Below are 21,919 nucleotides of genomic sequence, written 5' to 3'. Positions count from 1 at the left end.
ATCTATTCAATTACTATTTCGTACTCTTTTTCAAAATATTCTAACACCTGAATCTTTAAAAGCTTCTCCTGATCTAATAAATCAAAATGAGGAAGCTCCTTAATTAATTTCCAATGAGGCCATCCATCTTGATCTACATAGTCAAGTTCATAAAAACCATCATAGCTCAACACTTTACAAACAGCAATGTGCATCAGGTCTTGCTTCTGCTCTTTGCTGAATATCCTATTGCCTTGTCCAAGTTCTTGAACACCAATAAGAAAGAGTACGCCATTTAAGTCCGCAGGTTTTTTTCCTATGGTTTCTTTGAGGCCTTCTAATAATTTGGACCAACGTTTTTCTAATGCTAGATCGCGCTTGAACATTGTAAGTTATTGATTTTCAAGTGTTTCCCAATATTCTGCTGCTCTTCTAAGATGAGGAATTACAATCGTCCCTCCTATCAAAGTAGCGATGGAGAATACTTCAAATATTTGTTCTTTTGTTATGCCAACTTCATGGCACTTTCCCAAGTGGTATTTGACACAGTCATCACATCTCAATACCATAGAACAAGCTAGCCCAATCATTTCTTTTGACTTTATATCTACTGACCCTTCTGCGTAAGCATTAGTATCAAGATTAAATATACGCTTGATTACTTTGTTGTCTTCTGCCAAAATCTTCTCGTTCATCTGGCTGCGGTATTCGTTGAATTCTTCTATGAGATTCATTAACTTAACTGTTTAGGAAAGAATTAAGTAGCAAATATACCACTATTTGCCCTTGGCAGATAGGAACAAGCCTTTTTCACAATGCGTTTATTTTTCGTAAAAGATTTTTTGGATTTAGTATTTCCACGCAATTGTCTGCTTTGTGGAAGTTCACTCTTTGATCATGAAAATAACCTTTGCAGTGTTTGCAAGGGCACATTACCGGTAACTAGTTACCATTTGCGCGCTGCTGACAATGATTTGTGTGATAAAGTAATGGGTTTGAGCAATGTTGGAATGGTGATGGCCTATTTGAAGTTTACAAAAGGAGGAAATAGTCAGAAGCTTTTACATCAGTTAAAATATAGAAATAAGCCTCAGCTGGCGAGAGAATTAGGCAGTTTGTATGGTAAAATTCTTTGTGAAAATGGGTTTTCAAATCAATGGGATGTAATAATCCCTGTTCCTTTGCACCCGCTGAAACAAAGTCGTAGAGGGTACAATCAAAGTGAGGAGTTTGGACTTGGGCTTACTGAGGAGCTCTCTGTGAAGTTGATAAATGGATTGACTAGAGTGAAGTTTACAGAAACACAAACTCAAAAGTCTCGATTGCAGCGGATGGATAACATGGATGATGTATTTCAAATTGCTCCCTATGCTTTAGTTGCTAACAAATCCGTTCTTCTGGTGGATGATGTAATGACTACAGGAGCTACACTATGCGCCTGTGCAAATGTGCTTTTGGCGAACGGAGCAAAAAATGTAGATTTGGTTACTATCGCAGCTGGAGGATAAAAATATGATTGATATAGAATTATTGAAGTACCCGATTGGCAAATTTTTAACGCCAGATACGATTTCTGAACAAAATCTTAAAGAGGCAACAGCCTATTTGCGTTCATTTCCGGAGTATTTGGAAGAAACTGTGAAAGACTTATCTGATATTCAGTTAAACACTCCATACCGGCCTGGAGGCTGGACTGTAAAGCAAGTTGTCCATCATGTGGCTGATTCTCATATGAATGCTTTGACACGCTTTAAATTGGCTTTGACAGAGGACAATCCTACCATTAAGCCTTATGATGAGGCGGCGTGGGCAAAAATGTCTGATTATTCATTGCCAGCTGAGACATCTCTCAGCTTGATTAAGGGGATACACTATAAGTGGGCTGTGATTCTTGAAAATATGAAACCATTAGATTTCGAAAAGAAGTATTTCCACCCACAGTCACAAGCCTCTGTGTCACTCTCTGAAGTGACTTTGATGTATCAGTGGCATTCCCAGCATCACTTGGCACATATTCAGAATTTGATGATTCGTGAAAAGTTGTAATTATTATCAACTTCCTATAACTCCTACTTCGGAATTATTGATTTTAGCCAGTATTTTCAATTCATGAACATTTCCTTAAAAAATCAACGAATTCTCGTAACTGGGGCTTCCCGTGGTATTGGACGAGCTATCGCAAAGCAATTATCAGACTCCGGAGCTGAAGTGATCATTCATTTTAACAGTAATTCTGGGGAAGCTGAAAAGCTCAAAAATGAATTGACAAATCCAGCTTTTATTGAGTCTTGCGATCTTTCAGACGTAAATCAAGTTATCGGCTTTATTCCCAAACTGGTTGAAAAGTATGGGCCTATTTCTGGATTGGTAAACAATGCAGGGATAGCAAAGTCAGCTCAGGATCATCTTCCTACAAATGAATGGGTGAAAATCTGGCAAGAAACCCTTCAAGTGAATACTACAGCACTAGGAATTCTGTGCCAGGAGTTTGTTGAGCATGCATTGAAACAGCAAAATGGTCGAATTGTGAATATTTCCTCCCGAGCTGCTTTTAGAGGAGATACCACCGATTATATAGCTTATGCGGCCTCAAAAGGCGCTATTGTAAGTTTGACAAGATCAATCGCCAGACATTATGGTAAGCAGGGAATTAAAGCCTTTTTGATCGCACCAGGCTTCACTCGTACAGATATGGCAGATGAAATCCTCTCTGAATATGGAGAAGAATTCGCACTCAATGACATTGCATTGCCAGAGCTAACCAAACCTGAGGATATTGCGCCAATGGTTACCTTACTCTGCTCTGGATTGGCAGATCATGCTACTGGCGCTAGCATCGATATCAATGCAGGTTCGTATGTGCATTGAACCCAGTATTCATCATGGATATACAGGAAACAATTTAAGGAGTCGAAATTTTAGAAAATAGGTTTAAAAGCGAAATACCAATGCCGCAAAGGCAAAAAACCAACGAAATTTTATCTCCAGAACTGGTCAAGATTCTGAAAATCTTTGGGTTGATCTCCATAGGCTTGGTTTTGCTGCTTTCTTTCTTCAATACAAAGCGTGCAAATAATTCTGGAGAGGACCTCACATTTCGAATGACCTCTTCCAGTCGTTTGTATTTTTTGAATGTCAAAGCTATTAAATACGATAGAGAGTCGCGATCGGACGCGGGTATGATTCTTTTTCGACATAGCAGTAGGGCCGCTGAAGAAAATGAGCCCACTTTGAATTTGGTGCTTATCCTTAATAACCCAAAAGATGAGGCTTACCTCTACCTGGAGCCGGTTAGGTTGGACTGGCCACTTGAAATCCGGGCTACATTAGGTGAAAATCAGCAGGAATTTCTATTAGAAAATGGTAACAACATGGAGCTTCTCTCCTATGTAAGAAAACTGGAACCTTGGATAGCCAAAGATGCTAACTTTGAGATCAAAACTGATTCGACTTGGATAAGCATATGGGCTGAACCGAAAGAAAAAGAAGCCTTAAAAACGACTTTGGAGGACTATTTTAGATTGATAAATGAACGAGAATAATTCTATGGAAAACCAGAACCAGCAGTTAGCCCAATTCAAGGAGTTGATAGGGAAAAAACTTGATAAAATGCCTTCTATGGCTGGAAACTGGCTTGGTGGAACTCTTCTGGAAATTGAAAAAGGCTTTATCAAAGTATCTTATACAGTCTCTCCAGCAATGTGCAACCCTGCTAAAATACTTCACGGTGGTGTAGCTTCACTGATGATGGATGATGTGATCGGAATGGCGAACTTTGCTACGGGGTCTGAATTTTTGATGACAAGCATCAATTTGAATGTTGATTTCTTATCCTCAGCCCAGATTGGGGAGAAATTGGAAGTTTCTGCAAAATTAGTTCGCTCCGGTGCAAACCTAAATCATTGGGATGCCGTAATCACTAAAGACTCAGGTAAGCTCGTGGCTAAAGCTAGTTCTAACATGATTAAAACTCATATTAAGCTAAGTGAACTTGGGTTTTAATCTTTTGCATAACTTAATTTCAAACAAATGAAAAAACTTATTTTAATTGCTCTTTTCGGTCTATTTTCTATGACTTCTTTTTCACAAACCACCATTAGTTTTCATCAGAGCAATTTGCCTTTTATAGGTGTGAATTATCAGTTTGGAGAGAGATTTATCCCAGAGTTCCGCGTAGGAACTGATACTAATTTGGAGAATCTGACAGCAGAACTTGCTGCAAACTATATTTTTAAAAAAACCGACCGATTTGAATTTTATGGAGGTGCAGGGTTAAGAGTAGGTTTTATTGATGGAATAGTAATTCCAGTTGGATTAAATATTTATCCTTTTGAGCAAAAGGACTTTGGTTTTCATATGGAAGGAGCTCCAATTTTTGGCTTTGGTGATGATCAGGTATTCAGAGGTTCCTTTGGTATTCGATACCGATTTGCCAAAAATTAAAACTGATTCATTTTAACCATCAGATCCCAAACCGCTATTCCCAGCGACACAGAAATATTCAAGGAGTGCTTGGTGCCCAATTGTGGTATTTCCAACACTGCATCACAGGCATTGAGCACTTCTTCTTCTACTCCAAAAACCTCATTTCCAAACACGAGGGCATATTTTTCACCTTTTTCAGGAGTGAATTTATTCAGCAACACAGATCGCTCCACTTGTTCCAAAGCACAAATCTGGTAGTCTTCAGCTTTCAATTTATCCATGGCTATCATGGTATTCAGACAATATTCCCATTCTACAGACTCGGTTGCTCCCAAGGCTGTTTTCTGAATATCCCGATGAGGAGGAGTGCCCGTAATTCCGCAGAGGTAGATTTTCTCCACTCCAAAAGCATCACCAGTACGGAAAGCAGAACCTACGTTATTAAGACTTCGAACATTGTCCAACACCAGCACGATTGGAGATTTATCCATTTTTTTAAACTCCTCTACTGACACTCTTTCGAGCTCTTCCATGCTTAATTTTTTCATCCTCTTTTGTTCTGCTTTATGAATGGCTTATTTTCGGGCATATTCCCACGAATATCTCTCCCAAAATTAGTATAAAAGTAAGCATACCCCCATGAGTAAGTCAAAAGACGGAAAAGAAACGCCCTTAATGAAGCAGTACAATGCCATAAAAGCCAAGCATCCAGGTGCCTTGTTGCTTTTCAGGGTGGGGGATTTTTACGAGACCTTTGGGGAGGATGCAGTTCGTGCAAGCAAAATCTTGGATATCGTGCTCACTAAGCGGGCTAATGGTTCTGCTTCTCATATTGAGCTGGCGGGTTTTCCACATCATTCTTTGGATACCTATTTGCCAAAATTGGTACGTGCGGGAAATCGTGTGGCAATCTGCGATCAGTTGGAAGATCCAAAGTCTGTCAAAGGCATCGTAAAACGTGGGGTAACTGAACTCGTCACACCTGGCCTTTCTTTCAACGACCAAGTCCTTGATACCAAGAAAAACAACTATTTGGCGTCTATTTCTTTTGGAAAGGATAAGCATGGAATCGCGTTTCTAGACCTTTCCACAGGGGAATTTATGTGTGCAGAAGGGACTTCTTCCTATTTGGAAAAGCTGATTCAGAGCTTTGCACCAGCAGAAATCATTTTCTCCAAAGCAGCTAAAAAACCAGCTGCAGATATGTTGAAAAATGATTTTATCACGTTTCACTGCGAAGATTGGGTTTACCAATATGACTTCACCTACGAAAAGCTCAAAACGCATTTTGGTACTGCCAATCTGAAAGGTTTTGGAATCGAGGAAATCGAATCCGGAATTATCGCTGCGGGTGCTATTTTGTATTATTTGGAAGAAACGGAGCACAAAGAAATTCAGCATATTTCGTCCATTTCCAGAATTGCTGAGGAGAAATATGTGTGGCTGGATAAGTTCACTATCCGAAACCTAGAGCTAGTTTTTCCGCAGCACGAGGGTGGAGTTCCTTTGATCAATATCCTGGATCAGACGGTAACGCCGATGGGATCCAGGATGATGAAAAAGTGGATGGTTCTTCCATTGAAGGAGAAATCAGCCATTGACGAGCGATTGAATGTGGTGGATTTCTTCTACCAAAATGAATCACTGATATCCGAAATGGTGGATCCATTGAAGCATATTGGTGATTTGGAGCGATTGATCTCCAAAGTCGTAGTAGGTCGTGCAAATCCCCGCGAGATAAATCAAATCAAACGCGCCTTAGTCAGCATACTGCCGATCAAAGAACTTCTTAAAAACCAGAAGAATCCTACACTGCAGCGACTTTCTGATCAGTTACACCCTTGTGAGTTTCTTAGAGAAAAAATCAACAAAGAGCTGAAAGAAGATGCGCCAATGCTGACCCATCAGGGAGGGATTATCAATGATGGAGTAGATACAGAATTGGATGAATATCGTGGTTTAGCGAATACCGGGAAGGATTTCTTGGTGCAGATCCAGCAGCGTGAAGTTCAGAAAACAGGTATTACTTCACTCAAAATCGCATTTAATAAAGTATTTGGATACTATCTTGAAGTGAGTAATTCACATAAAGACAAAGTTCCTGTAGAGTGGATCCGTAAGCAAACCTTGGTAAATGCGGAGCGATATATTACTCCTGAACTGAAAGACTACGAGGACAAAATCTTGAATGCTGAGGATAAAATGATTGCTATTGAGCAACGATTTTTTCTGGCGCTTGTGCAGGAAACGGCTCAGTTTGTAACTCAAATCCAGCAGAATGCCAGAGTTCTCGGCACGTTGGATGTGTTGCTCTCTTTTGCTCAGGTTGCTCTTTCCAACGGCTATGCGAGACCGAAAATATCGGACACAGAAACGCTGGAAATCAAAGACGGTCGCCATCCGGTGATAGAAAAGCAGTTGCCTCCCGGTGAAGATTATGTTCCAAATGATATTTATCTGGATCATGATTCCCAGCAGATTATGATTATTACTGGACCCAATATGGCTGGTAAGTCCGCGCTGCTCCGTCAAACGGCTTTGACTGTGCTGATGGCTCAAATGGGAAGCTTTGTGCCTGCATCCTTTGCTAGAATAGGTATAATTGATAAGGTCTTCACTAGAGTTGGTGCTTCTGATAACCTTTCCAAAGGGGAATCAACCTTTATGGTGGAAATGACCGAGACGGCAAGTATCCTAAATAATCTGTCAGATAGAAGCTTGGTCTTGATGGATGAGATTGGGCGGGGAACTTCCACTTACGATGGGATTTCTATCGCTTGGTCTATTGTCGAGTATTTGCATAATCACCCTACTTTCCGGGCAAAAACTCTTTTTGCAACGCACTATCATGAACTGAATCAGTTGGCCTCAGATTTCCCAAAAATCAAGAATTTTAATGTTTCTGTGAAAGAGGTTGGAAATAAGGTGATTTTCATGAGAAAGCTAAAAGCAGGAGGAAGTGAGCACAGCTTTGGTATTCATGTGGCTCAAATGGCAGGAATGCCAAATCCAATTGTTTTGAGAGCTGCCGAGATCATGTCTCATTTGGAAAAAGATAAGGCGGTAGCAGAGCAAAAAGAAAATATTAAATCCATTCCAAAGAACAACTATCAGCTCAGTATGTTCGAATTGGATCCTAAATTCCAAGCTGCAAAAGACTTGATAGAAGGGATTGATATCAATGCTATTTCGCCAATAGAGGCACTTTTGAAATTGCATGAGATCAAAAAGAAAATTGAAACATAAACTTTTCTTTTGCGTGAGTTAAATTAATTTTAGGCTAAATAGATTTTTTTATGGATAAGATATTACTGAAAGAACTACGTAAACAGAATAAATACACTCAGTTTTTTCAGGAGTGGAAGGAGCAGGAATTTCAAGACCATCCGGATGAAAAAAGGAAGATGGATGAGCTGGAACGAATGAGCGAAAGCATTGGGATGCAGGAAGGGCTGACTATAGCTTGCTTTGATTATAGAAATTTAAGTTTGGCTTTTTTTACGGGGAAAGTGGAGGAATTGACCGGATACCCGGCCTCCATGTTCCATGACAAAGGCATGGAAACTTCCTTTGCCATGATTCATCCGGAAGACAGGAAGGAGCTTTTTCGCTTCCAAAAAATTGTTTTTGAGAAATTCCATCAGCTCACCTTGAAGGAAAAGCACACGTTTGAATTTTCATACACTACCCGATGGGTTCATCGGACTACCAACAAAGTCAGTTGGATGCTCGGGAAAGTCCGACCTTACCTGATAGATTCGGCAGGAAATTTTGCTATGGACCTTCATATCATTCTTCAATTGCACATACAGCCTAAAACTTCGGGTTATGATTGGAATTATTCTTACCAAAAAGATGATGGCACCAGAGTTTTTGTCAGCAAAAATTCTCCGAATAGCAGAATTGTTTCTCTTACAAAAAAAGAAAAACAAATAGTAAGCTTAATTCTAGAAGGAAAAGAGTCTAAGGATATTGCAATGCATTTAAATATTTCGGTTAATACTGTGGGGACACACCGAAAGAATATCCTGAAGAAACTAAATGCACGAAATCTCGGTGAAATGGTGAAAATTTTATCAAATTCTACCTTTTGATACTGGTCTGACAATCAACGATAAGCTGAGGTAAATGGTAGTTGAGTAAAAAAAATAACGGATGAATGCTTGCGAATTTATTTCTGACTCGTACCTTTGCATCCACAATTCAACTGGAACACGATCCAGTTACCAAAACGCGAGAGTAGCTCAGCTGGTAGAGCACGACCTTGCCAAGGTCGGGGTCGCGAGTTCGAATCTCGTCTCCCGCTCAAAAAGCCCTTGATTCAAGGGCTTTCTTGTTTCACGGCATTCATGGTTGGTTACTACCAATCGAATGCAGGAAGGACAAAATCTATATTTCGAATATAGATTAAGCCGGGATGGTGGAATAGGTAGACACGCAAGACTTAAAATCTTGTGGCCGTAAGGCCGTGCGGGTTCGATTCCCGCTCCTGGTACATAAGCCTCACAGAAATGTGGGGCTTTTTGTGTTTTTAATCATTTAAGAATATGTTTATCCGCTTTTCTGCCAGTAAAGAGACAAAAGCATAATAGGATTTGGTCAACATTAGCATTGAGGCTACTTCGGTCATCCGTCATCGGTCTTCTAGCCAATAAACCAAGGAAAATATGGCTACTGGCATCATTCCGTATATTCATGTTTAAGAATTTCAATACTTCTTAATTCAGGAAGAAATGAATTCCAATAATTTAAGCTACACCAGCCATTTTTCGTATTTTGAGAGCTATGAATGAATTAGAATTTTTGTCCACAGACTGGGCTACCGTTAAGCATTGGCTGATATTAGCGGGTATAGCCTTGGCTACTTTTCTGATATTTCTATTTCTAGCCAGAAAATCAAGAACACTTCTAAGTAGAAGGCTAATCAAGCGAATGGACGATGATCTGTTGGCGAATTTCCTTGCTGGAATCTTTGGGTCAATTGTGATTTTGATCGGTTTGCTAGTGGTCTTTCGGATTATAGGCTTGACTGCTGTGATCTCAGGAATGTTGGCAGGTGCTGGGATTTCAGCATTCATCATTGGTTTTGCGCTGAAAGATATCGGAGAAAATTTCCTCGCAGGAATAATTCTGGCTTTCAAAAGGCCTTTTCGGGTGGGTGATATTGTAGATATTTCAGGTATGAGTGGTCAGGTTATCGCACTAAACCTACGCGATACTCAGGTCAAAACAGGTGATGGCAAAGACGTGTTTATTCCCAATGGGATGATTTTGAAAAATCCATTGATCAACTACACCATAGATGGTTACTTACGCTATGACTTTATTGTTGGATTGGATTATGGTTCGGATTATGAAAAAGCAGTTGATTTGATAAAAACCACAATTATTCGAGTTTCGGGAGTTTTAGGAGAGAATAAAGCTCCAGAAGTGTGGGTAGTAGAACTGGCAGAAAGTACCTTGAATATTCAGGTGACTTTCTGGGTGAATACTTTTGAGAGAACAATCTCAGATGCTGTAGTGAAAAGTTCTGCGATTTTAGCAGTATTGACTGCATTAGAAAAGGCCGACTTTAATATGCCGGCCCGAATTTTGGAGTTGAAAAATTATCAGGGGAAAGGTTTTTTGACCTCTACCCCGGATTCTTTATGAGTTGATGATTCCTGCTAAATCTGCCGGAGAATAAGCTACGGATTTCAAAGTTTTTCTATCGCCTTCTCTAAAGACCAAGTACAAATCGCCTTCTTTTTCATAGAAACATTCGGTGCCTTTTGCATTGTAATGTGCCACAGTTGCTTTGGCTTCATCTTCAGTTTTGCAGGCTTTGCTCATGTTGGAGCGCTGGACTTCGTCGAAAAGAGTTTTGAATTTTTCTCCCAATCCAAACTCCAGGATCGCTCCAGAAAGTACGTATTGTAAATCACAAAGCGCATCAGCCACTTCGACCAAATCATTATTTGCGATAGCCTCTTCCAATTCTTTCAGCTCTTCCGCCAGAAGCGAAACACGTAGATCGCATCTTACTTTCTCAGGGATAGTTGGAGATGGCAAAACTGGGTGTTTGAAAGTTTCGTGAAATAAAGCTACGGAGGTAAGTGACTTAGGATCTTGCATAATTTTGTAATAATTGAAAGCCTGAAATAACTAAAAAAGACCCGGATTTCCGGTCTTTTCTTCCATGATTTCTAACCTGCTGAATTGGAGCGAGCTAGAAAGGCGAACCAATTTCTGTCTATTTTGAAATTGAGAATCAGACAATAAGTCTGTTTTTGTGACAAGATGTTTAAGTTTGTGCTTACACTTTGGCTTGGATGGGTTTTTGTCCCATAGAACACAACTATTTTCCATGGAAATATCATTTTACAAATATCAAGGAACTGGCAATGACTTCGTCATGATCGATGATCGTGCACAGAAGTTTGATGATTCCGATCTGAAACTGGTTTCTAAGCTATGCGACAGAAAGTTTGGTGTAGGATCTGACGGGTTGATTTTGATCCGAAATCATGCAGACTATGACTTTGAAATGATCTATTTCAATGCCGACGGAAGTCAGAGCATGTGTGGAAATGGCGCTCGCTGTGCCGTAGCATTCTCAGCTTTTCTGGGAATTTTGGAGGAAAAGACCAGCTTCCTGGCAATTGACGGCCCGCATGAGGCAATTCTTAAGGATGGATTGGTTCAACTGCTGATGGGTGATGTAGCAGGAATAGAAGAAAAAGGGAATGATTCCTTTGTCAATACCGGCTCGCCACATCACATTCGCTTTGTGGAAGATGTTCAGAATTATCCCATTTTTGCAGAAGGGAAAAAAGTGCGCTATGACCAAGCATATGCACCAAATGGCACTAATGTGAATTTCGTAGAGAAAATAAGCGAAGACGAAATCTTTGTCCGTACCTATGAAAGAGGTGTGGAAGATGAGACACTTTCCTGCGGAACGGGAGTTACAGCTGCTGCGATTGCCTTTGGTAAAGATCAGTCAGTCGCAACGATCAAAATAAAAACCCTAGGTGGTCAACTTTCTGTGAAATTTAGAGCTTCAGAAAACGGAGCATTCAACGAAGTGTGGTTAATAGGCCCTGCACAACAGGTTTTTGCCGGAACAATAAATGTGTAGCCAGCCAATGGAGTTCTTCTCCGATGAACTGGTTTTATTATCAATTATAACAAAAAGGGCTTAATTTTGAGGCCCTAATAGAGATTTACAATAAGCTAGCATGTTAGATATTATAGCAAAAGGACTTGCAAAAGTATTTGGAACCAAGTCCGATAGAGATATCAAAGAATTACTCCCGATCGTAAAGCAGATCAATGATGTTTTTTCTGGATTTAAGAGCCTCTCAGATGATGAGCTGAGGGCCAAAACTGAGGAAATTAAGGCTGAGATCAACGCCCATCTTAAAGAGTTCGACGATAAGATAGTTAGCATCAGATCTAAAGTCGATGAGCTACCAGTAAAGGCAATTCACGAAAAAGATCAGCTTTTCAATCAAATAGATCAGATCGAAAAAGACCGAAACGAAGCGCTTGAAGTTGTTCTAAACAACGTTTTGCCTAAGGCTTTCGCCGTAGTGAAAGAAACAGCCAGACGCTTCAAAGAAAACGGAAAGCTAGTGGTGAAAGCTTCTGACCGTGATCGTGAGCTATCTGCATCCAAGCAGAATGTGGAGATCCAAGGAGATGAGGCCATCTGGCACAATAGATGGATGGCTGCTGGTACTGAAGTCGTCTGGGACATGGTTCACTACGATGTACAGCTCATCGGTGGTATGGTGCTACACAAGGGTAAAATTGCCGAGATGGCAACTGGTGAAGGTAAAACACTGGTTTCTACGCTACCGGCTTACCTAAATGCACTTGCCGGTCGAGGTGTCCACATCGTGACGGTGAATGATTACCTTGCTAAGCGTGACTCCGAATGGAATGCGCCACTTTTTGAATTCCACGGATTGACAGTGGATTGTATTGATAAATATACTCCTAACTCAGCTGGTCGTAAGAAAGCCTATAGATCGGATATCGTTTACGGAACGAACAACGAATTTGGCTTCGATTACTTGAGAGACAACATGGCTCGTGATGCGGGTGACTTGGTTCAGGGCAAGCACCACTTTGCTATGATTGATGAGGTCGATTCCGTGTTGATTGATGATGCCAGAACGCCATTGATAATCTCTGGACCTGTTCCAAAGGGAGATGTGCATGAGTTTGATGACATGAAGCCAAGAGTGGCTACCCTTGTGGACGAGCAGCGTAAACTGGTTCAGGGTTTCTTAACCTCTGCCAAGAAAATGCTGGCTGATGGCAACGATAAAGAAGGTGGATTAGCGTTATTTCGTGCGTATCGAGGCATGCCTAAGTATAAGCCATTGATCAAGTATCTTTCGGAGCCAGGGATACGCGTTATTCTTCAAAAAACTGAAAATTACTACCTACAAGACAACAAGCGTCAGATGCCAGAGGCAGATGAGCCGCTTTTGTTTACTATAGATGAAAAAACAAACGTAGTCGATTTGACTGATCGTGGGATCGAGACGATGACTACCAAAAATGAAAACGTTGAGTTTTTTATTCTTCCGGATATCGGAATCGTTATTGCTGATTTGGAGAAAGAAGAGGGCCTTTCGGACACTGAAAAGCTTGTTCGCAAAGAGGAAGCAATCAAAGATTACAGCGTAAAAGCCCAGCGTATTCACACGGTGAATCAGTTGCTCAAAGCATATTGTATGTTTGAGAAGGACACTGAATATATTTTGGTGGATGGCAAAGTGAAGATTGTAGATGAGCAGACTGGCCGTGTGATGGAAGGTCGTCGATATTCAGATGGATTGCACCAGGCGATTGAGGCGAAGGAAAATGTGAAGGTGGAAGATGCTACGCAGACTTACGCTACAATTACCCTTCAGAACTATTTCAGAATGTATCACAAGCTTGCTGGTATGACTGGTACAGCCGAAACGGAAGCTGGGGAATTCTGGGAAATCTACAAACTGGACGTGGTAGTAATTCCAACTAACAAGCCGATTATCAGAGCTGACCGTGAGGATAAAGTTTACAAAACCGTCCGTGAGAAATTCAACGCAGTTGGAGACGAAATCAATGAACTAGTAGCAGCAGGAAGACCAGTTTTGGTGGGTACCACTTCAGTTGAGATTTCAGAAGTACTTAGTAGAATGCTGACGCTGAAGAAAATTCCTCACCAAGTATTGAATGCAAAGCAACACGCTAGAGAAGCAGACGTGGTAGCCATTGCAGGTCAAGCTGGCACAGTAACTATTGCAACCAACATGGCTGGTCGTGGTACAGATATTAAGCTATCTCCGGAAGCTAAAAAAGCTGGTGGCTTGGCAATTATCGGTACTGAGCGTCACGAGTCTCGTCGTGTCGATAGACAGCTTCGAGGTAGATCTGGACGTCAGGGAGATGTGGGTTCTTCCCAGTTCTTTGTGTCGCTTGAGGATAGCTTGATGCGTCTGTTCGGTTCAGATCGTATCGCGAAGTTGATGGATAGAATGGGCCTTGAAGAGGGAGAAGTGATCCAGCACAGCATGATTTCTAAATCTATCGAGCGTGCGCAACGTAAGGTGGAAGAAAATAACTTTGGTACCAGAAAGAGACTTCTTGAGTACGATGATGTGATGAATTCACAGCGTGAAGTGGTTTATAAGAGAAGAAGAAACGCACTGAAGGGAGAAAGACTTGAGCTAGATATACTAAACGTACTCTACGATGTCTGTGAAGGCTTAGTGGATATGGGCAAATCGACTGCAAATCCGGAGGATTTTAGAATGAATGTGTTCACTACCTTAGGTATAGATTATACTGTCACTGAAAATGACCTAAAGACCAAGGACGCAGGACAACTTACTCAAGAGCTTTATACAGCATCATTTGAGGCTTATCAGAAGAAAAGCGAAACAATGATGAGTACTGCTCTTCCAATTTTCAAGCGAGTTCAGGAGGAAAGAGGAGCTACTGTGAAAGACATCATGGTTCCTATTTCCGATGGAATAAAGCAAATAGGTGTAGTTGCAAATCTTGAAGCAACGGTTAACTCTGAAGGGAGAGAATTGGTGAGAGCAATAGAGAAAAATGTATCTCTTGCCATCATTGATCAAAACTGGAAGGAGCACCTTCGAGATATGGATGATCTGAAGCAGTCGGTACAAAATGCCGTTTATGAGCAAAAAGATCCACTATTGATTTATAAGTTTGAGGCATTTGAGATGTTCAAACGATTTATTGGCAAGCTGAATGAAGACATGACTACTTTCTTGACTAGAGCAGATTTGCCAAAGCAAGATCCTAATCAGGTACATGCTGCTGCGCCTCAAAGAACAGCAGAAGCTGAAGTAAGAGCATCCAAGGAAGACGCTGGAAGCACATTAAACCCTGGTGCAAACCGTGCAGCAGTCGCGGCTTCCAATGCCGGAAGAACAGCTCCACAGGTTGTGGCTCCGAGAAAATCTGAGAAAGTCTATGGAAGAAATGATAAAGTTTCTGTCCAATACACGAACGGAACTACAAAATCTGACGTGAAGTATAAAAGTGTGGAACAGGATGTGCAGGATGGCAAATGCGTAATCATCGATAATTAAGAAAACATGAAGAAATTCTGGATTGTAGGACTGGTTTTGATTTTGGCTGCTTGTAAGACTTCAAGCAAAACATCTGATTCAGCATCTAACTATGCAAACTATCAGGAAGACCTGAATTCATCCCTTCCTGTTTATCCAGATTATCGTGCACAGATGACTGCCAAGTCTTCTTTGGAATCTTCAGAATCTGCCGAGGCAATTGACGAACAGTTGGACCAAGTGCAGGAAAGCCTAATCAGTAAGAATAAATCGGAGCCGTACTTTAGTGGATATTCTGTTTTGGTCTATTCTGGAATTGATCGAGATAAAGCCTTCAAAACCCGTGATGATTTAGCTTTGAACTTTCCTGACCTGACTCCGCAAATGCAATATGAGCAACCGAGATATTTGGTGAAAGTTGGAAAATTCACACATAAGATAGAAGCTCAGAAAAGCTTCGCAGAAGTAAAAACAGAATTCCCCACAGCGAGGATAATTCAGGACCGTTTCCAGCGGGAAGAATTCAAAACGCTAAATGAACTCAATCAAGAAGATGCTGAAGGACAAAATTAAATCTCTGGCTAAGGCCTACAAAGAAGAAGTAATTGCAAATCGTCGTCATCTTCATGCCAATCCAGAGCTCTCTTACCAGGAATTTAACACGGCAAAATTTGTAAAAGAGAAACTCCAGAAAATAGGTATCAGCACCATAGAATCTAAAGCAAATACGGGATGGGTAGCTTTGATCGAAGGTAAAAACCCAAGTAAGCGGGTAGTTGCTCTTCGAGCAGATATGGATGCTTTGCCCATCATAGAGGCCAATGAAGTTTCCTACAAATCTCAAAACCCGGGTGTCATGCATGCCTGTGGACATGATGCGCACACCGCTTCTTTACTTGGAGCTGCCAAAATCCTCAACGAAGTAAAAGACGATTTCGAAGGTACAATCAAATTGATTTTTCAACCCGGAGAAGAAGTGGCTCCAGGTGGGGCTTCCTTGATGATCGCTGATAAAGTACTTGAGAATCCACGTCCAAATGGAATTATTGGCCAGCATGTGATGCCTTTTATCGAAGTAGGCAAAGTTGGTTTCCGACCTGGAATCTACATGGCCAGTGCAGATGAAATCTATGTGACAGTCAAAGGTAAAGGTGGACATGCCGCAATGCCTGAGACTTTGATCGATCCAGTATTGATAGCTTCTCACATGATTGTTGCCTTGCAGCAAGTGGTGAGTAGAGCAGCTAGTCCAAAGATTCCTTCCGTACTTTCTTTTGGTAGAGTGGAGGCTTTGGGCGCTACGAATGTTATTCCTAATGAAGTGAAGATTCAAGGTACTTTCCGTACACTCGACGAGGAATGGCGAGCAAAAGCACATGAGAAAATGCTATCAATTGCGCATGGCATAGTAGAAGGGATGGGTGGAGAAGTTGACTTTGAAATCAAAAAAGGATATCCATTTTTGAATAATGATCCTGAATTGACCTATCGTTCTCATCAGGCAGCAATCGCTTATCTCGGTGAAGAAAATGTACTTGATTTGGATATTTGGATGGCTGCAGAAGATTTTGCTTTCTATTCACAGGAAGTAGAAGGTTGTTTCTATAGATTGGGAACTAGAAATGAGTCCAAAGGAATTACCTCAGGTGTCCACACGCCTACTTTTGATATCGACGAAGATGCACTGGAAATAGGCGCAGGATTGATGGCTTTCCTAGCTGTGTCTGAGCTTGAGAAAGCATAATCTTAGCATAACTTTCGCATTGCTTTATTACCGTAACTTTCCGCTTTCTTAGACAATATCCAATGAAAAAAATCCTTACAACTTCAGTTTTTGTTTTTCTAGTTGCTACGCAAAGCTTTGCTTGGGGCCAGCTAGGCCATTATTTGATCGGATACATGGCCGAAAAGCAGTTGAAAAAATCTGTTCGCAAGAAAGTGGAGAAAGTTCTTTACCCCATGTCTATTGGCAGAAGCGGGACTTGGATGGATGAGATCAAGTCTGATGACGCGTTTGACTATGCCAATTCCTGGCATTATATGACAAGCAAAAACGGTGAATATGATGATTCACTTCAGGAAAAGGGTGGTAATGTATATGCTGAAATCAACCGTATCAAAGGTGAATTGAAGGAAGGAAATTTAGCTCCTGAGAAAGAGGCGGAACTGTTGAAAATGCTAATCCACATGGTGGAAGATATTCATCAGCCTTTGCACGTGGGTACAGGAGAAGATAGAGGCGGCAATGATGTGAAGGTTGAGTATTTTGGAAGAGCTACCAATCTTCATTCTGTATGGGATAGTGGAATGATAGACGGCAAATCGATGAGCTACACCGAAATCGGTGATGAACTTTACCGTCGATTAAACAAGGATTTGATCGCTGGATATCGTGCTGGATCTATGCAGGATTGGCTCGCTGAGGCAGTAGCTGCAAGACCGGCAGTCTATAATCTTCCTGAAAACAAGAAGATTTCCTACGAATATGGGTATGTAAATATGCCTTTGGTAGAAGAAAGATTAATTGCTGCAAGTGTTCGTTTAGCTCAGATTTTTGAAGAAATCTACGGATAGAGAATAAATTATTTTGTTAAATGCCGTTGCTCGATTGAAGACCAACGGCATTTTTTTGTATTTTACTGTCTGAAATGACCCATAAATGCAAAGGCTTCTCACCCTAAGTCTAATTTTCTCGCTGTTAAATACCCTTTCTTTTTCTCAGGATTTGAGGAAAAGACTAGGAAGAACCTACATCAATCCAGACTCGGTTGATATAATTTTGGAGCTTGAGAAGGAAAATCTACTTACTGCAAATGATAGCGGTATTTACTACTTTTTTGTAGCGGAGAAATACAACCGTGAATTTGACAATGCTTTGGCACATGAGACTTTTTTGAAAAGCGCATACTTACTCGATCCAATGGAAAGCAATGACTTAATCAGCCTTTGTTACATTCGGTTGAATCGTTTGGAAGCTAATTCCGGTAACTGGGACCAGGCTCTGTTTTACTCTCTAAAAGGCTTAGAAAATGCTACTGTTGGCCTTGATAGCAACTACATGGGCTACGCACTTTTGGATATTTCTGTGGTTTATCACGACATGGAAGATTATGCCAAAGGTGTTGAATACGGCAAGAAAGCACACGAATTACTCACCCACTTCAGTCAGGCGAATCCCACTTTTATAGCCTTTGCGCTGAATGCGATAGCAATCAATTTTGACGATTGGGACAAACCCGATTCAGCCCTTTTTTATCATTATAAGATCTTCGATAATATCGACAAACTTGACAGTTCCAGAATTACGTTCACCTTCAATAATATAGGGAATACACTGCTAAAGCAGGAGAAGTACAAAGAAGCGGCGGAGTGGATTCAGATTGCGGTAAGCCTAAACAAGAAGGATCAAGATCAATACAGTTTGGCTGCTAATTACACCAACTTGGCAACTATTGCTTATAAACAACGCGACTTTTCAAATGCGGAAATCATGATGGATTCTGCCTACAAATATGTAGAAGAAAGCCAATCCACCGAGAAAATGCGGGATTACCTGGAAGAACAATACCGCTTTAATAAGGCTAAAGGGAACCTCACCCGCGCCATGGATTACCTGGAGCAATACTCCACCTTGAAGGACTCTATTTTCAAAGAAGAGCGGGTGAAAATGCTAGGTGAATTGGAGGCAAAGTATCAGGTCCAAACTAAAGAGCGGGAGCTGGCAGAATCCCGTGCTGCATTGGTGGAAAATGAGCTCTTGGTCAAAAACCGGAACAACCAGATTTTGCTTTTGGTGGTCTTTCTGCTCATTATTTTGGGAGTCGCCTTTTTCATTTATTACAGACAAAAAACCAAAAACAAGCATCTGGAGCAAGAGGCTAAGTTGCAGCAAATCTATGCTGAACAAGAGACTCAAAAGCAGCTTCATGAACAGCGAAACAGGATTTCCTCTGACCTTCATGATAATATTGGAGCACAACTGACCTTCATAGTTTCTTCTTTGGACAACCTGAAATTCTTCGACCTGAGCAAGGAGAAAATGGCAGGGAAAATAGACCAGATTTCAGCATTCACGGTAGAGACTGTAAATGAGCTTCGTGACACCATCTGGGCGATGAACAAGGATAACATCAGCTTGGGAGATCTACAGTCTCGCCTGGCAGGCTTGATTTCTAAAGCCAAAGTAGCCTGTCCTCAGATTGACTTTCAACTGGAAATAGAAGATGAGCTGGAAAATGACCTGCTGCTCAATTCCATGGAAGGGGTAAACTACTACAGGGTAGTTCAGGAAGCACTTAATAATGCAATCAAGCATTCAAATGCGGATCTGATTAAAGTTGTCTTTTCTAGAAATGGAGACCATATTCGGGTCTGTATAGAGGACAATGGAAAAGGTATAGATCAGACTGGTTTTGGTAATGGACTGGGAAATATGAAAAACCGTGCTGAACGGATCGGTAGGGAGTTGAAAATAGATTCCGCCCTTGGTGAAGGCACACAAGTTTGTATCTTTTAGGTGCTTTTAAAATTAACAATCAATGTCTATAAAAATTGCTATAGCCGAAGACAATAGTTTTTTACTCAAGGCTATTTTGGATAAGCTTTCTTTCTTTGATGAGATTGAAGTAAAGTTTTCTGCAGTAAATGGACTGGAGCTACTGGAAAAATTGGAAAAGGATTCTAATGTGCATCTGATATTGATGGACATAGAGATGCCGAAAATGAACGGGATTGAGGCAGTGGCTCAGGTATCACAGAAATATCCTCAGATCAAGATTATTATGCTCACGGTGTTTGATGATGATGAACACATTTTCAAGGCAATTCAAGCTGGGGCAAATGGCTATTTTCTAAAGGAGGTAGATCCTAAAACCCTTCACCAGGGAATCATAGACACGCTGGAGGGTGGCGCTGCGATGACGCCATCCGTTGCCATGAAAGCCTTGAAATTGCTTCGTAATCCACCTGATTTCTCCCAACCGGTGGAAGAAATTAAATTGACGGCCAGAGAAATCGAGATCTTGGAACAAACATCAAAAGGCTTGAATTACAATCAGATTGGTGAGAATTTGTTCATTTCTCCGAAAACAGTTCGAAAGCACACGGAAAATATCTACGGTAAACTACAGGTGCATAGCAAATTGGAAGCTGTGCAAAAGGCGGTTAAGAATAGGATTATTGAAGGGTGAGTGAGAGTTTTTAGTTAAAGTTCAATAGAAATTTTGACTTTGCCACCAAGGCCTTTTTCCACAATATCAAATAAAGTCTTCAGAGTTAAATTGCTCCCATTATTTTCAATTCTTGAAATATATTCTCGTTTCCTATCTACGAGTTCAGCCAGTTCTGATTGAGTCAATTTCCTTTCTTCTCGGGCTTTTCGGAGAAGTAAGCCAATTTGGAAACTTTCGAAATCTCTGTCCAATTGATCACGTCGGTCTGTGCCCTTTATCCCGTAAACGTCATCTTTAATATTTTTCCAGCTTTTAGTTTCCATCATGCATTGATTTTTGCTCGTAATACTCAGACATTAGTTTTAAAGCCTTCTCGATTTCACGTTTAGGTGTCTTTTGAGTTTTTTTCTGAAACCCATTTAAAAGAATTACCAATTTTCCCTGGTCAAAGAAGCAGAAAACTCGCCAAATGTTGCTCCCTAATTGAATTCTAGCTTCATACAATCCATTAGTTCCGATAAGATGTTTGAGGTAGTTTTGAGGAATACGTTCTAATGTCTCAATAGCTTCAATTATTTTGAAAATTTTGTCTTGTACCTTTTGAGGCTGAGAGATTAAGAAATCTTCAAAGTAGTTTTTAAAAGCTATGACCTCTCTAACTTTCATAGGTAAGGTAACTTATAAGTTACAAATATAATGCTTTTCAGGAAAATTCTTTCCGATTACATCCCCTCAAACAACCCACCTATTCCCTGAGCAGGCTTTATCTTCAAATGTTTGTAGGCAAGCTCCGTTGCCATACGACCACGGGAGGTTCTTTTCAGATAGCCTTCCTGGATCAAAAAAGGTTCGTAAACTTCCTCAATAGTTTCTGCCTCTTCGCTACAAGCTGTGGCAATGGTACTCAGACCAACAGGTCCACCTTTGAACTTCTCGATGATAGTAAGTAGGATTCTATTATCCATTTCATCCAGTCCATTTACATCGACGTCTAGTGCATCCAGCGCGATTTTGGAGATTTCCAACGTGATGGTACCATTTCCTTTTACTTGAGCAAAGTCACGGGTTCTACGAAGAAGCATATTCGCTATTCTTGGTGTTCCTCGGCTTCTTCTAGCGATTTCGTAAGCCGCGATTTCATCAATCGGTGTTTGCAAAATGCCAGCAGATCGGGTCACGATATCTGTCAATAATTTTGCATCGTAATATTCCAATCGGGAGTTGATCCCAAATCTCGCACGGAGAGGAGAAGTAAGTAATCCTGAGCGAGTAGTCGCGCCAATCAGTGTAAATGGACTTAGGGAAATCTGGACAGATCGTGCATTTGGCCCTGAATCCAGCATAATATCGATCCGAAAATCCTCCATCGCAGAGTAAAGATATTCCTCCACAATTGGATTTAGCCTATGAATTTCATCTATAAAAAGTACATCACCCTCTTCCAGATTGGTCAGTAAACCTGCCAGATCAGAGGGTTTGTCAAGTACCGGTCCAGAGGTGATTTTTATTCCGGCATTCAATTCATTAGCGATAATGTGGCTTAAGGTAGTTTTACCCAAACCTGGAGGCCCATGGAGAAGTACATGGTCCAATGGCTCATTTCTGTTTTTTGCCGCCAGCACAAACACGCGAAGATTCTCCACGATTTTGAACTGGCCTGTGAAATCCTCAAAGCTCAGTGGCCGTAAAGCTTTCTCAAAATCCTTGTCTTTTGGGCTAAGACTTTCGTCATCACCACTTAAATAGTCTTCTCTCATAGTTTAT

23 protein-coding genes and 2 tRNA genes are annotated in these 21,919 nt (G+C 40.9%); 18 read left to right on the top strand and 7 right to left on the bottom strand.

The window, feature by feature from the left end:
- Nucleotides 1–2: 2 nt before the first annotated feature.
- Nucleotides 3–365: a hypothetical protein gene (locus BM386_RS16360; protein WP_091696264.1), complete on the bottom strand. Its 363-nt coding sequence runs from the start codon at nt 363–365 to the stop codon at nt 3–5.
- 6 nt (nt 366–371) lie between these two features.
- Nucleotides 372–713 (bottom strand): carboxymuconolactone decarboxylase family protein, encoded by a 342-nt coding sequence (locus BM386_RS16355; RefSeq protein WP_091696263.1) that lies wholly within the window; start codon nt 711–713, stop codon nt 372–374.
- A gap of 81 nt (nt 714–794) precedes the next feature.
- On the opposite strand from BM386_RS16355, the gene BM386_RS16350 reads away from it, so the two are divergent.
- From BM386_RS16350 to BM386_RS16325, 6 genes are all read left to right on the top strand, one after another.
- On the top strand, nt 795–1,487 hold the full coding sequence (locus tag BM386_RS16350) for a ComF family protein (RefSeq protein ID WP_091696262.1): 693 nt from the start codon (nt 795–797) through the stop codon (nt 1,485–1,487).
- 4 nt (nt 1,488–1,491) lie between these two features.
- Entirely contained in the window at nt 1,492–2,025 is a 534-nt protein-coding gene (locus BM386_RS16345; protein WP_091696260.1) for a YfiT family bacillithiol transferase, read from the top strand.
- Nucleotides 2,026–2,088: 63 nt separating this feature from the next.
- Nucleotides 2,089–2,847 (top strand): SDR family NAD(P)-dependent oxidoreductase, encoded by a 759-nt coding sequence (locus tag BM386_RS16340; RefSeq protein WP_091696258.1) that lies wholly within the window; start codon nt 2,089–2,091, stop codon nt 2,845–2,847.
- Between the two features lie 80 nt (nt 2,848–2,927).
- On the top strand, nt 2,928–3,521 hold the full coding sequence (locus BM386_RS16335; protein WP_091696257.1) for a hypothetical protein: 594 nt from the start codon (nt 2,928–2,930) through the stop codon (nt 3,519–3,521).
- On the top strand, nt 3,508–3,981 hold the full coding sequence (locus tag BM386_RS16330; RefSeq protein WP_091696255.1) for a PaaI family thioesterase: 474 nt from the start codon (nt 3,508–3,510) through the stop codon (nt 3,979–3,981). Before BM386_RS16335 ends, BM386_RS16330 begins: the two co-directional genes overlap by 14 nt.
- Before the next feature lie 27 nt (nt 3,982–4,008).
- On the top strand, nt 4,009–4,422 hold the full coding sequence (locus BM386_RS16325; RefSeq protein WP_091696254.1) for a hypothetical protein: 414 nt from the start codon (nt 4,009–4,011) through the stop codon (nt 4,420–4,422).
- Here BM386_RS16325 and BM386_RS16320 read toward each other — a convergent pair.
- The gene (locus BM386_RS16320; RefSeq protein ID WP_091696252.1) at nt 4,419–4,952 is read right to left on the bottom strand and encodes an RNA methyltransferase; all 534 of its coding nucleotides are present in this window, start codon (nt 4,950–4,952) and stop codon (nt 4,419–4,421) included. The genes BM386_RS16325 and BM386_RS16320 overlap by 4 nt on opposite strands.
- Nucleotides 4,953–5,043: 91 nt before the next feature.
- On the opposite strand from BM386_RS16320, the gene mutS reads away from it, so the two are divergent.
- The 5 genes from mutS (at nt 5,044) to BM386_RS16295 (ending at nt 10,056) form a co-directional block, all read left to right on the top strand.
- Nucleotides 5,044–7,650 (top strand): DNA mismatch repair protein MutS, encoded by a 2,607-nt coding sequence (gene mutS / locus BM386_RS16315; RefSeq protein WP_091696251.1) that lies wholly within the window; start codon nt 5,044–5,046, stop codon nt 7,648–7,650.
- Between the two features lie 50 nt (nt 7,651–7,700).
- Nucleotides 7,701–8,498 (top strand): LuxR C-terminal-related transcriptional regulator, encoded by a 798-nt coding sequence (locus BM386_RS16310; protein ID WP_091696249.1) that lies wholly within the window; start codon nt 7,701–7,703, stop codon nt 8,496–8,498.
- A 139-nt stretch (nt 8,499–8,637) separates the two neighbouring features.
- Nucleotides 8,638–8,710 (top strand) — tRNA-Gly (locus BM386_RS16305).
- A gap of 105 nt (nt 8,711–8,815) precedes the next feature.
- Nucleotides 8,816–8,899: transfer RNA gene (locus tag BM386_RS16300), tRNA-Leu, on the top strand.
- A 290-nt stretch (nt 8,900–9,189) separates the two neighbouring features.
- Nucleotides 9,190–10,056, top strand: a complete 867-nt coding sequence (locus tag BM386_RS16295; RefSeq protein WP_091696247.1) for a mechanosensitive ion channel family protein — start codon at nt 9,190–9,192, stop codon at nt 10,054–10,056.
- Here BM386_RS16295 and BM386_RS16290 read toward each other — a convergent pair.
- The gene (locus BM386_RS16290; protein WP_091696245.1) at nt 10,051–10,518 is read right to left on the bottom strand and encodes a pyrophosphohydrolase domain-containing protein; all 468 of its coding nucleotides are present in this window, start codon (nt 10,516–10,518) and stop codon (nt 10,051–10,053) included. The genes BM386_RS16295 and BM386_RS16290 overlap by 6 nt on opposite strands.
- A gap of 232 nt (nt 10,519–10,750) precedes the next feature.
- Between BM386_RS16290 and dapF the strand changes: the two genes are divergently transcribed.
- From dapF to BM386_RS16250, 7 genes are all read left to right on the top strand, one after another.
- Complete coding sequence (dapF, locus tag BM386_RS16280) at nt 10,751–11,524, top strand: diaminopimelate epimerase (protein WP_091696242.1); 774 nt, start codon at nt 10,751–10,753, stop codon at nt 11,522–11,524.
- Nucleotides 11,525–11,624: 100 nt separating this feature from the next.
- Nucleotides 11,625–15,005 carry a preprotein translocase subunit SecA gene (gene secA, locus BM386_RS16275; protein WP_091696240.1) on the top strand — a complete coding sequence of 1,127 codons (3,381 nt, stop codon included), beginning with the start codon at nt 11,625–11,627 and terminating at the stop codon, nt 15,003–15,005.
- A 6-nt stretch (nt 15,006–15,011) separates the two neighbouring features.
- Nucleotides 15,012–15,557, top strand: coding sequence for a hypothetical protein (locus BM386_RS16270; RefSeq protein ID WP_091696239.1), 546 nt, complete (start codon nt 15,012–15,014; stop codon nt 15,555–15,557).
- Nucleotides 15,538–16,728, top strand: coding sequence for a M20 metallopeptidase family protein (locus BM386_RS16265; protein WP_091696237.1), 1,191 nt, complete (start codon nt 15,538–15,540; stop codon nt 16,726–16,728). The genes BM386_RS16270 and BM386_RS16265 overlap by 20 nt, the downstream gene beginning before the upstream one ends.
- A 62-nt stretch (nt 16,729–16,790) precedes the next feature.
- Entirely contained in the window at nt 16,791–17,558 is a 768-nt protein-coding gene (locus BM386_RS16260; protein ID WP_091696235.1) for a S1/P1 nuclease, read from the top strand.
- Nucleotides 17,559–17,643: 85 nt separating this feature from the next.
- Complete coding sequence (locus tag BM386_RS16255; protein ID WP_091696234.1) at nt 17,644–19,500, top strand: tetratricopeptide repeat-containing sensor histidine kinase; 1,857 nt, start codon at nt 17,644–17,646, stop codon at nt 19,498–19,500.
- Between the two features lie 22 nt (nt 19,501–19,522).
- Nucleotides 19,523–20,173, top strand: a complete 651-nt coding sequence (locus BM386_RS16250; RefSeq protein WP_091696232.1) for a response regulator transcription factor — start codon at nt 19,523–19,525, stop codon at nt 20,171–20,173.
- 14 nt (nt 20,174–20,187) lie between these two features.
- Here BM386_RS16250 and BM386_RS16245 read toward each other — a convergent pair whose 3' ends face one another.
- Genes BM386_RS16245 through ruvB form a run of 3 tightly spaced genes read right to left on the bottom strand, consistent with a single transcriptional unit; the run spans nt 20,188 to nt 21,912 of the window.
- Entirely contained in the window at nt 20,188–20,478 is a 291-nt protein-coding gene (locus BM386_RS16245; protein WP_091696231.1) for a helix-turn-helix domain-containing protein, read from the bottom strand.
- Nucleotides 20,468–20,821, bottom strand: a complete 354-nt coding sequence (locus tag BM386_RS16240; protein WP_091696229.1) for a type II toxin-antitoxin system RelE/ParE family toxin — start codon at nt 20,819–20,821, stop codon at nt 20,468–20,470. Before BM386_RS16240 ends, BM386_RS16245 begins: the two co-directional genes overlap by 11 nt.
- Nucleotides 20,822–20,877: 56 nt before the next feature.
- Complete coding sequence (gene ruvB, locus BM386_RS16235) at nt 20,878–21,912, bottom strand: Holliday junction branch migration DNA helicase RuvB (protein WP_091696227.1); 1,035 nt, start codon at nt 21,910–21,912, stop codon at nt 20,878–20,880.
- Between the last annotated feature and the right edge of the window lie 7 nt (nt 21,913–21,919).

This window comes from Algoriphagus locisalis, assembly GCF_900116615.1.
Taxonomy (GTDB): Bacteria; Bacteroidota; Bacteroidia; order Cytophagales; family Cyclobacteriaceae; genus Algoriphagus; species Algoriphagus locisalis.
This window is presented reverse-complemented; position numbering and strand designations above follow the sequence as displayed.

Bases quoted from the DNA above. Each gene is read 5' to 3' on its own strand.
- BM386_RS16360 (WP_091696264.1), bottom strand. From the start codon at position 365: ATGTTCAAGCGCGATCTAGCATTAGAAAAACGTTGGTCCAAATTATTA.
- BM386_RS16355 (WP_091696263.1), bottom strand. From the start codon at position 713: ATGAATCTCATAGAAGAATTCAACGAATACCGCAGCCAGATGAACGAG.
- BM386_RS16350 (WP_091696262.1), top strand. From the start codon at position 795: ATGCGTTTATTTTTCGTAAAAGATTTTTTGGATTTAGTATTTCCACGC.
- BM386_RS16345 (WP_091696260.1), top strand. From the start codon at position 1,492: ATGATTGATATAGAATTATTGAAGTACCCGATTGGCAAATTTTTAACG.
- BM386_RS16340 (WP_091696258.1), top strand. From the start codon at position 2,089: ATGAACATTTCCTTAAAAAATCAACGAATTCTCGTAACTGGGGCTTCC.
- BM386_RS16335 (WP_091696257.1), top strand. From the start codon at position 2,928: ATGCCGCAAAGGCAAAAAACCAACGAAATTTTATCTCCAGAACTGGTC.
- BM386_RS16330 (WP_091696255.1), top strand. From the start codon at position 3,508: ATGAACGAGAATAATTCTATGGAAAACCAGAACCAGCAGTTAGCCCAA.
- BM386_RS16325 (WP_091696254.1), top strand. From the start codon at position 4,009: ATGAAAAAACTTATTTTAATTGCTCTTTTCGGTCTATTTTCTATGACT.
- BM386_RS16320 (WP_091696252.1), bottom strand. From the start codon at position 4,952: ATGAAAAAATTAAGCATGGAAGAGCTCGAAAGAGTGTCAGTAGAGGAG.
- mutS (WP_091696251.1), top strand. From the start codon at position 5,044: ATGAGTAAGTCAAAAGACGGAAAAGAAACGCCCTTAATGAAGCAGTAC.
- BM386_RS16310 (WP_091696249.1), top strand. From the start codon at position 7,701: ATGGATAAGATATTACTGAAAGAACTACGTAAACAGAATAAATACACT.
- BM386_RS16295 (WP_091696247.1), top strand. From the start codon at position 9,190: ATGAATGAATTAGAATTTTTGTCCACAGACTGGGCTACCGTTAAGCAT.
- BM386_RS16290 (WP_091696245.1), bottom strand. From the start codon at position 10,518: ATGCAAGATCCTAAGTCACTTACCTCCGTAGCTTTATTTCACGAAACT.
- dapF (WP_091696242.1), top strand. From the start codon at position 10,751: ATGGAAATATCATTTTACAAATATCAAGGAACTGGCAATGACTTCGTC.
- secA (WP_091696240.1), top strand. From the start codon at position 11,625: ATGTTAGATATTATAGCAAAAGGACTTGCAAAAGTATTTGGAACCAAG.
- BM386_RS16270 (WP_091696239.1), top strand. From the start codon at position 15,012: ATGAAGAAATTCTGGATTGTAGGACTGGTTTTGATTTTGGCTGCTTGT.
- BM386_RS16265 (WP_091696237.1), top strand. From the start codon at position 15,538: ATGCTGAAGGACAAAATTAAATCTCTGGCTAAGGCCTACAAAGAAGAA.
- BM386_RS16260 (WP_091696235.1), top strand. From the start codon at position 16,791: ATGAAAAAAATCCTTACAACTTCAGTTTTTGTTTTTCTAGTTGCTACG.
- BM386_RS16255 (WP_091696234.1), top strand. From the start codon at position 17,644: ATGCAAAGGCTTCTCACCCTAAGTCTAATTTTCTCGCTGTTAAATACC.
- BM386_RS16250 (WP_091696232.1), top strand. From the start codon at position 19,523: ATGTCTATAAAAATTGCTATAGCCGAAGACAATAGTTTTTTACTCAAG.
- BM386_RS16245 (WP_091696231.1), bottom strand. From the start codon at position 20,478: ATGGAAACTAAAAGCTGGAAAAATATTAAAGATGACGTTTACGGGATA.
- BM386_RS16240 (WP_091696229.1), bottom strand. From the start codon at position 20,821: ATGAAAGTTAGAGAGGTCATAGCTTTTAAAAACTACTTTGAAGATTTC.
- ruvB (WP_091696227.1), bottom strand. From the start codon at position 21,912: ATGAGAGAAGACTATTTAAGTGGTGATGACGAAAGTCTTAGCCCAAAA.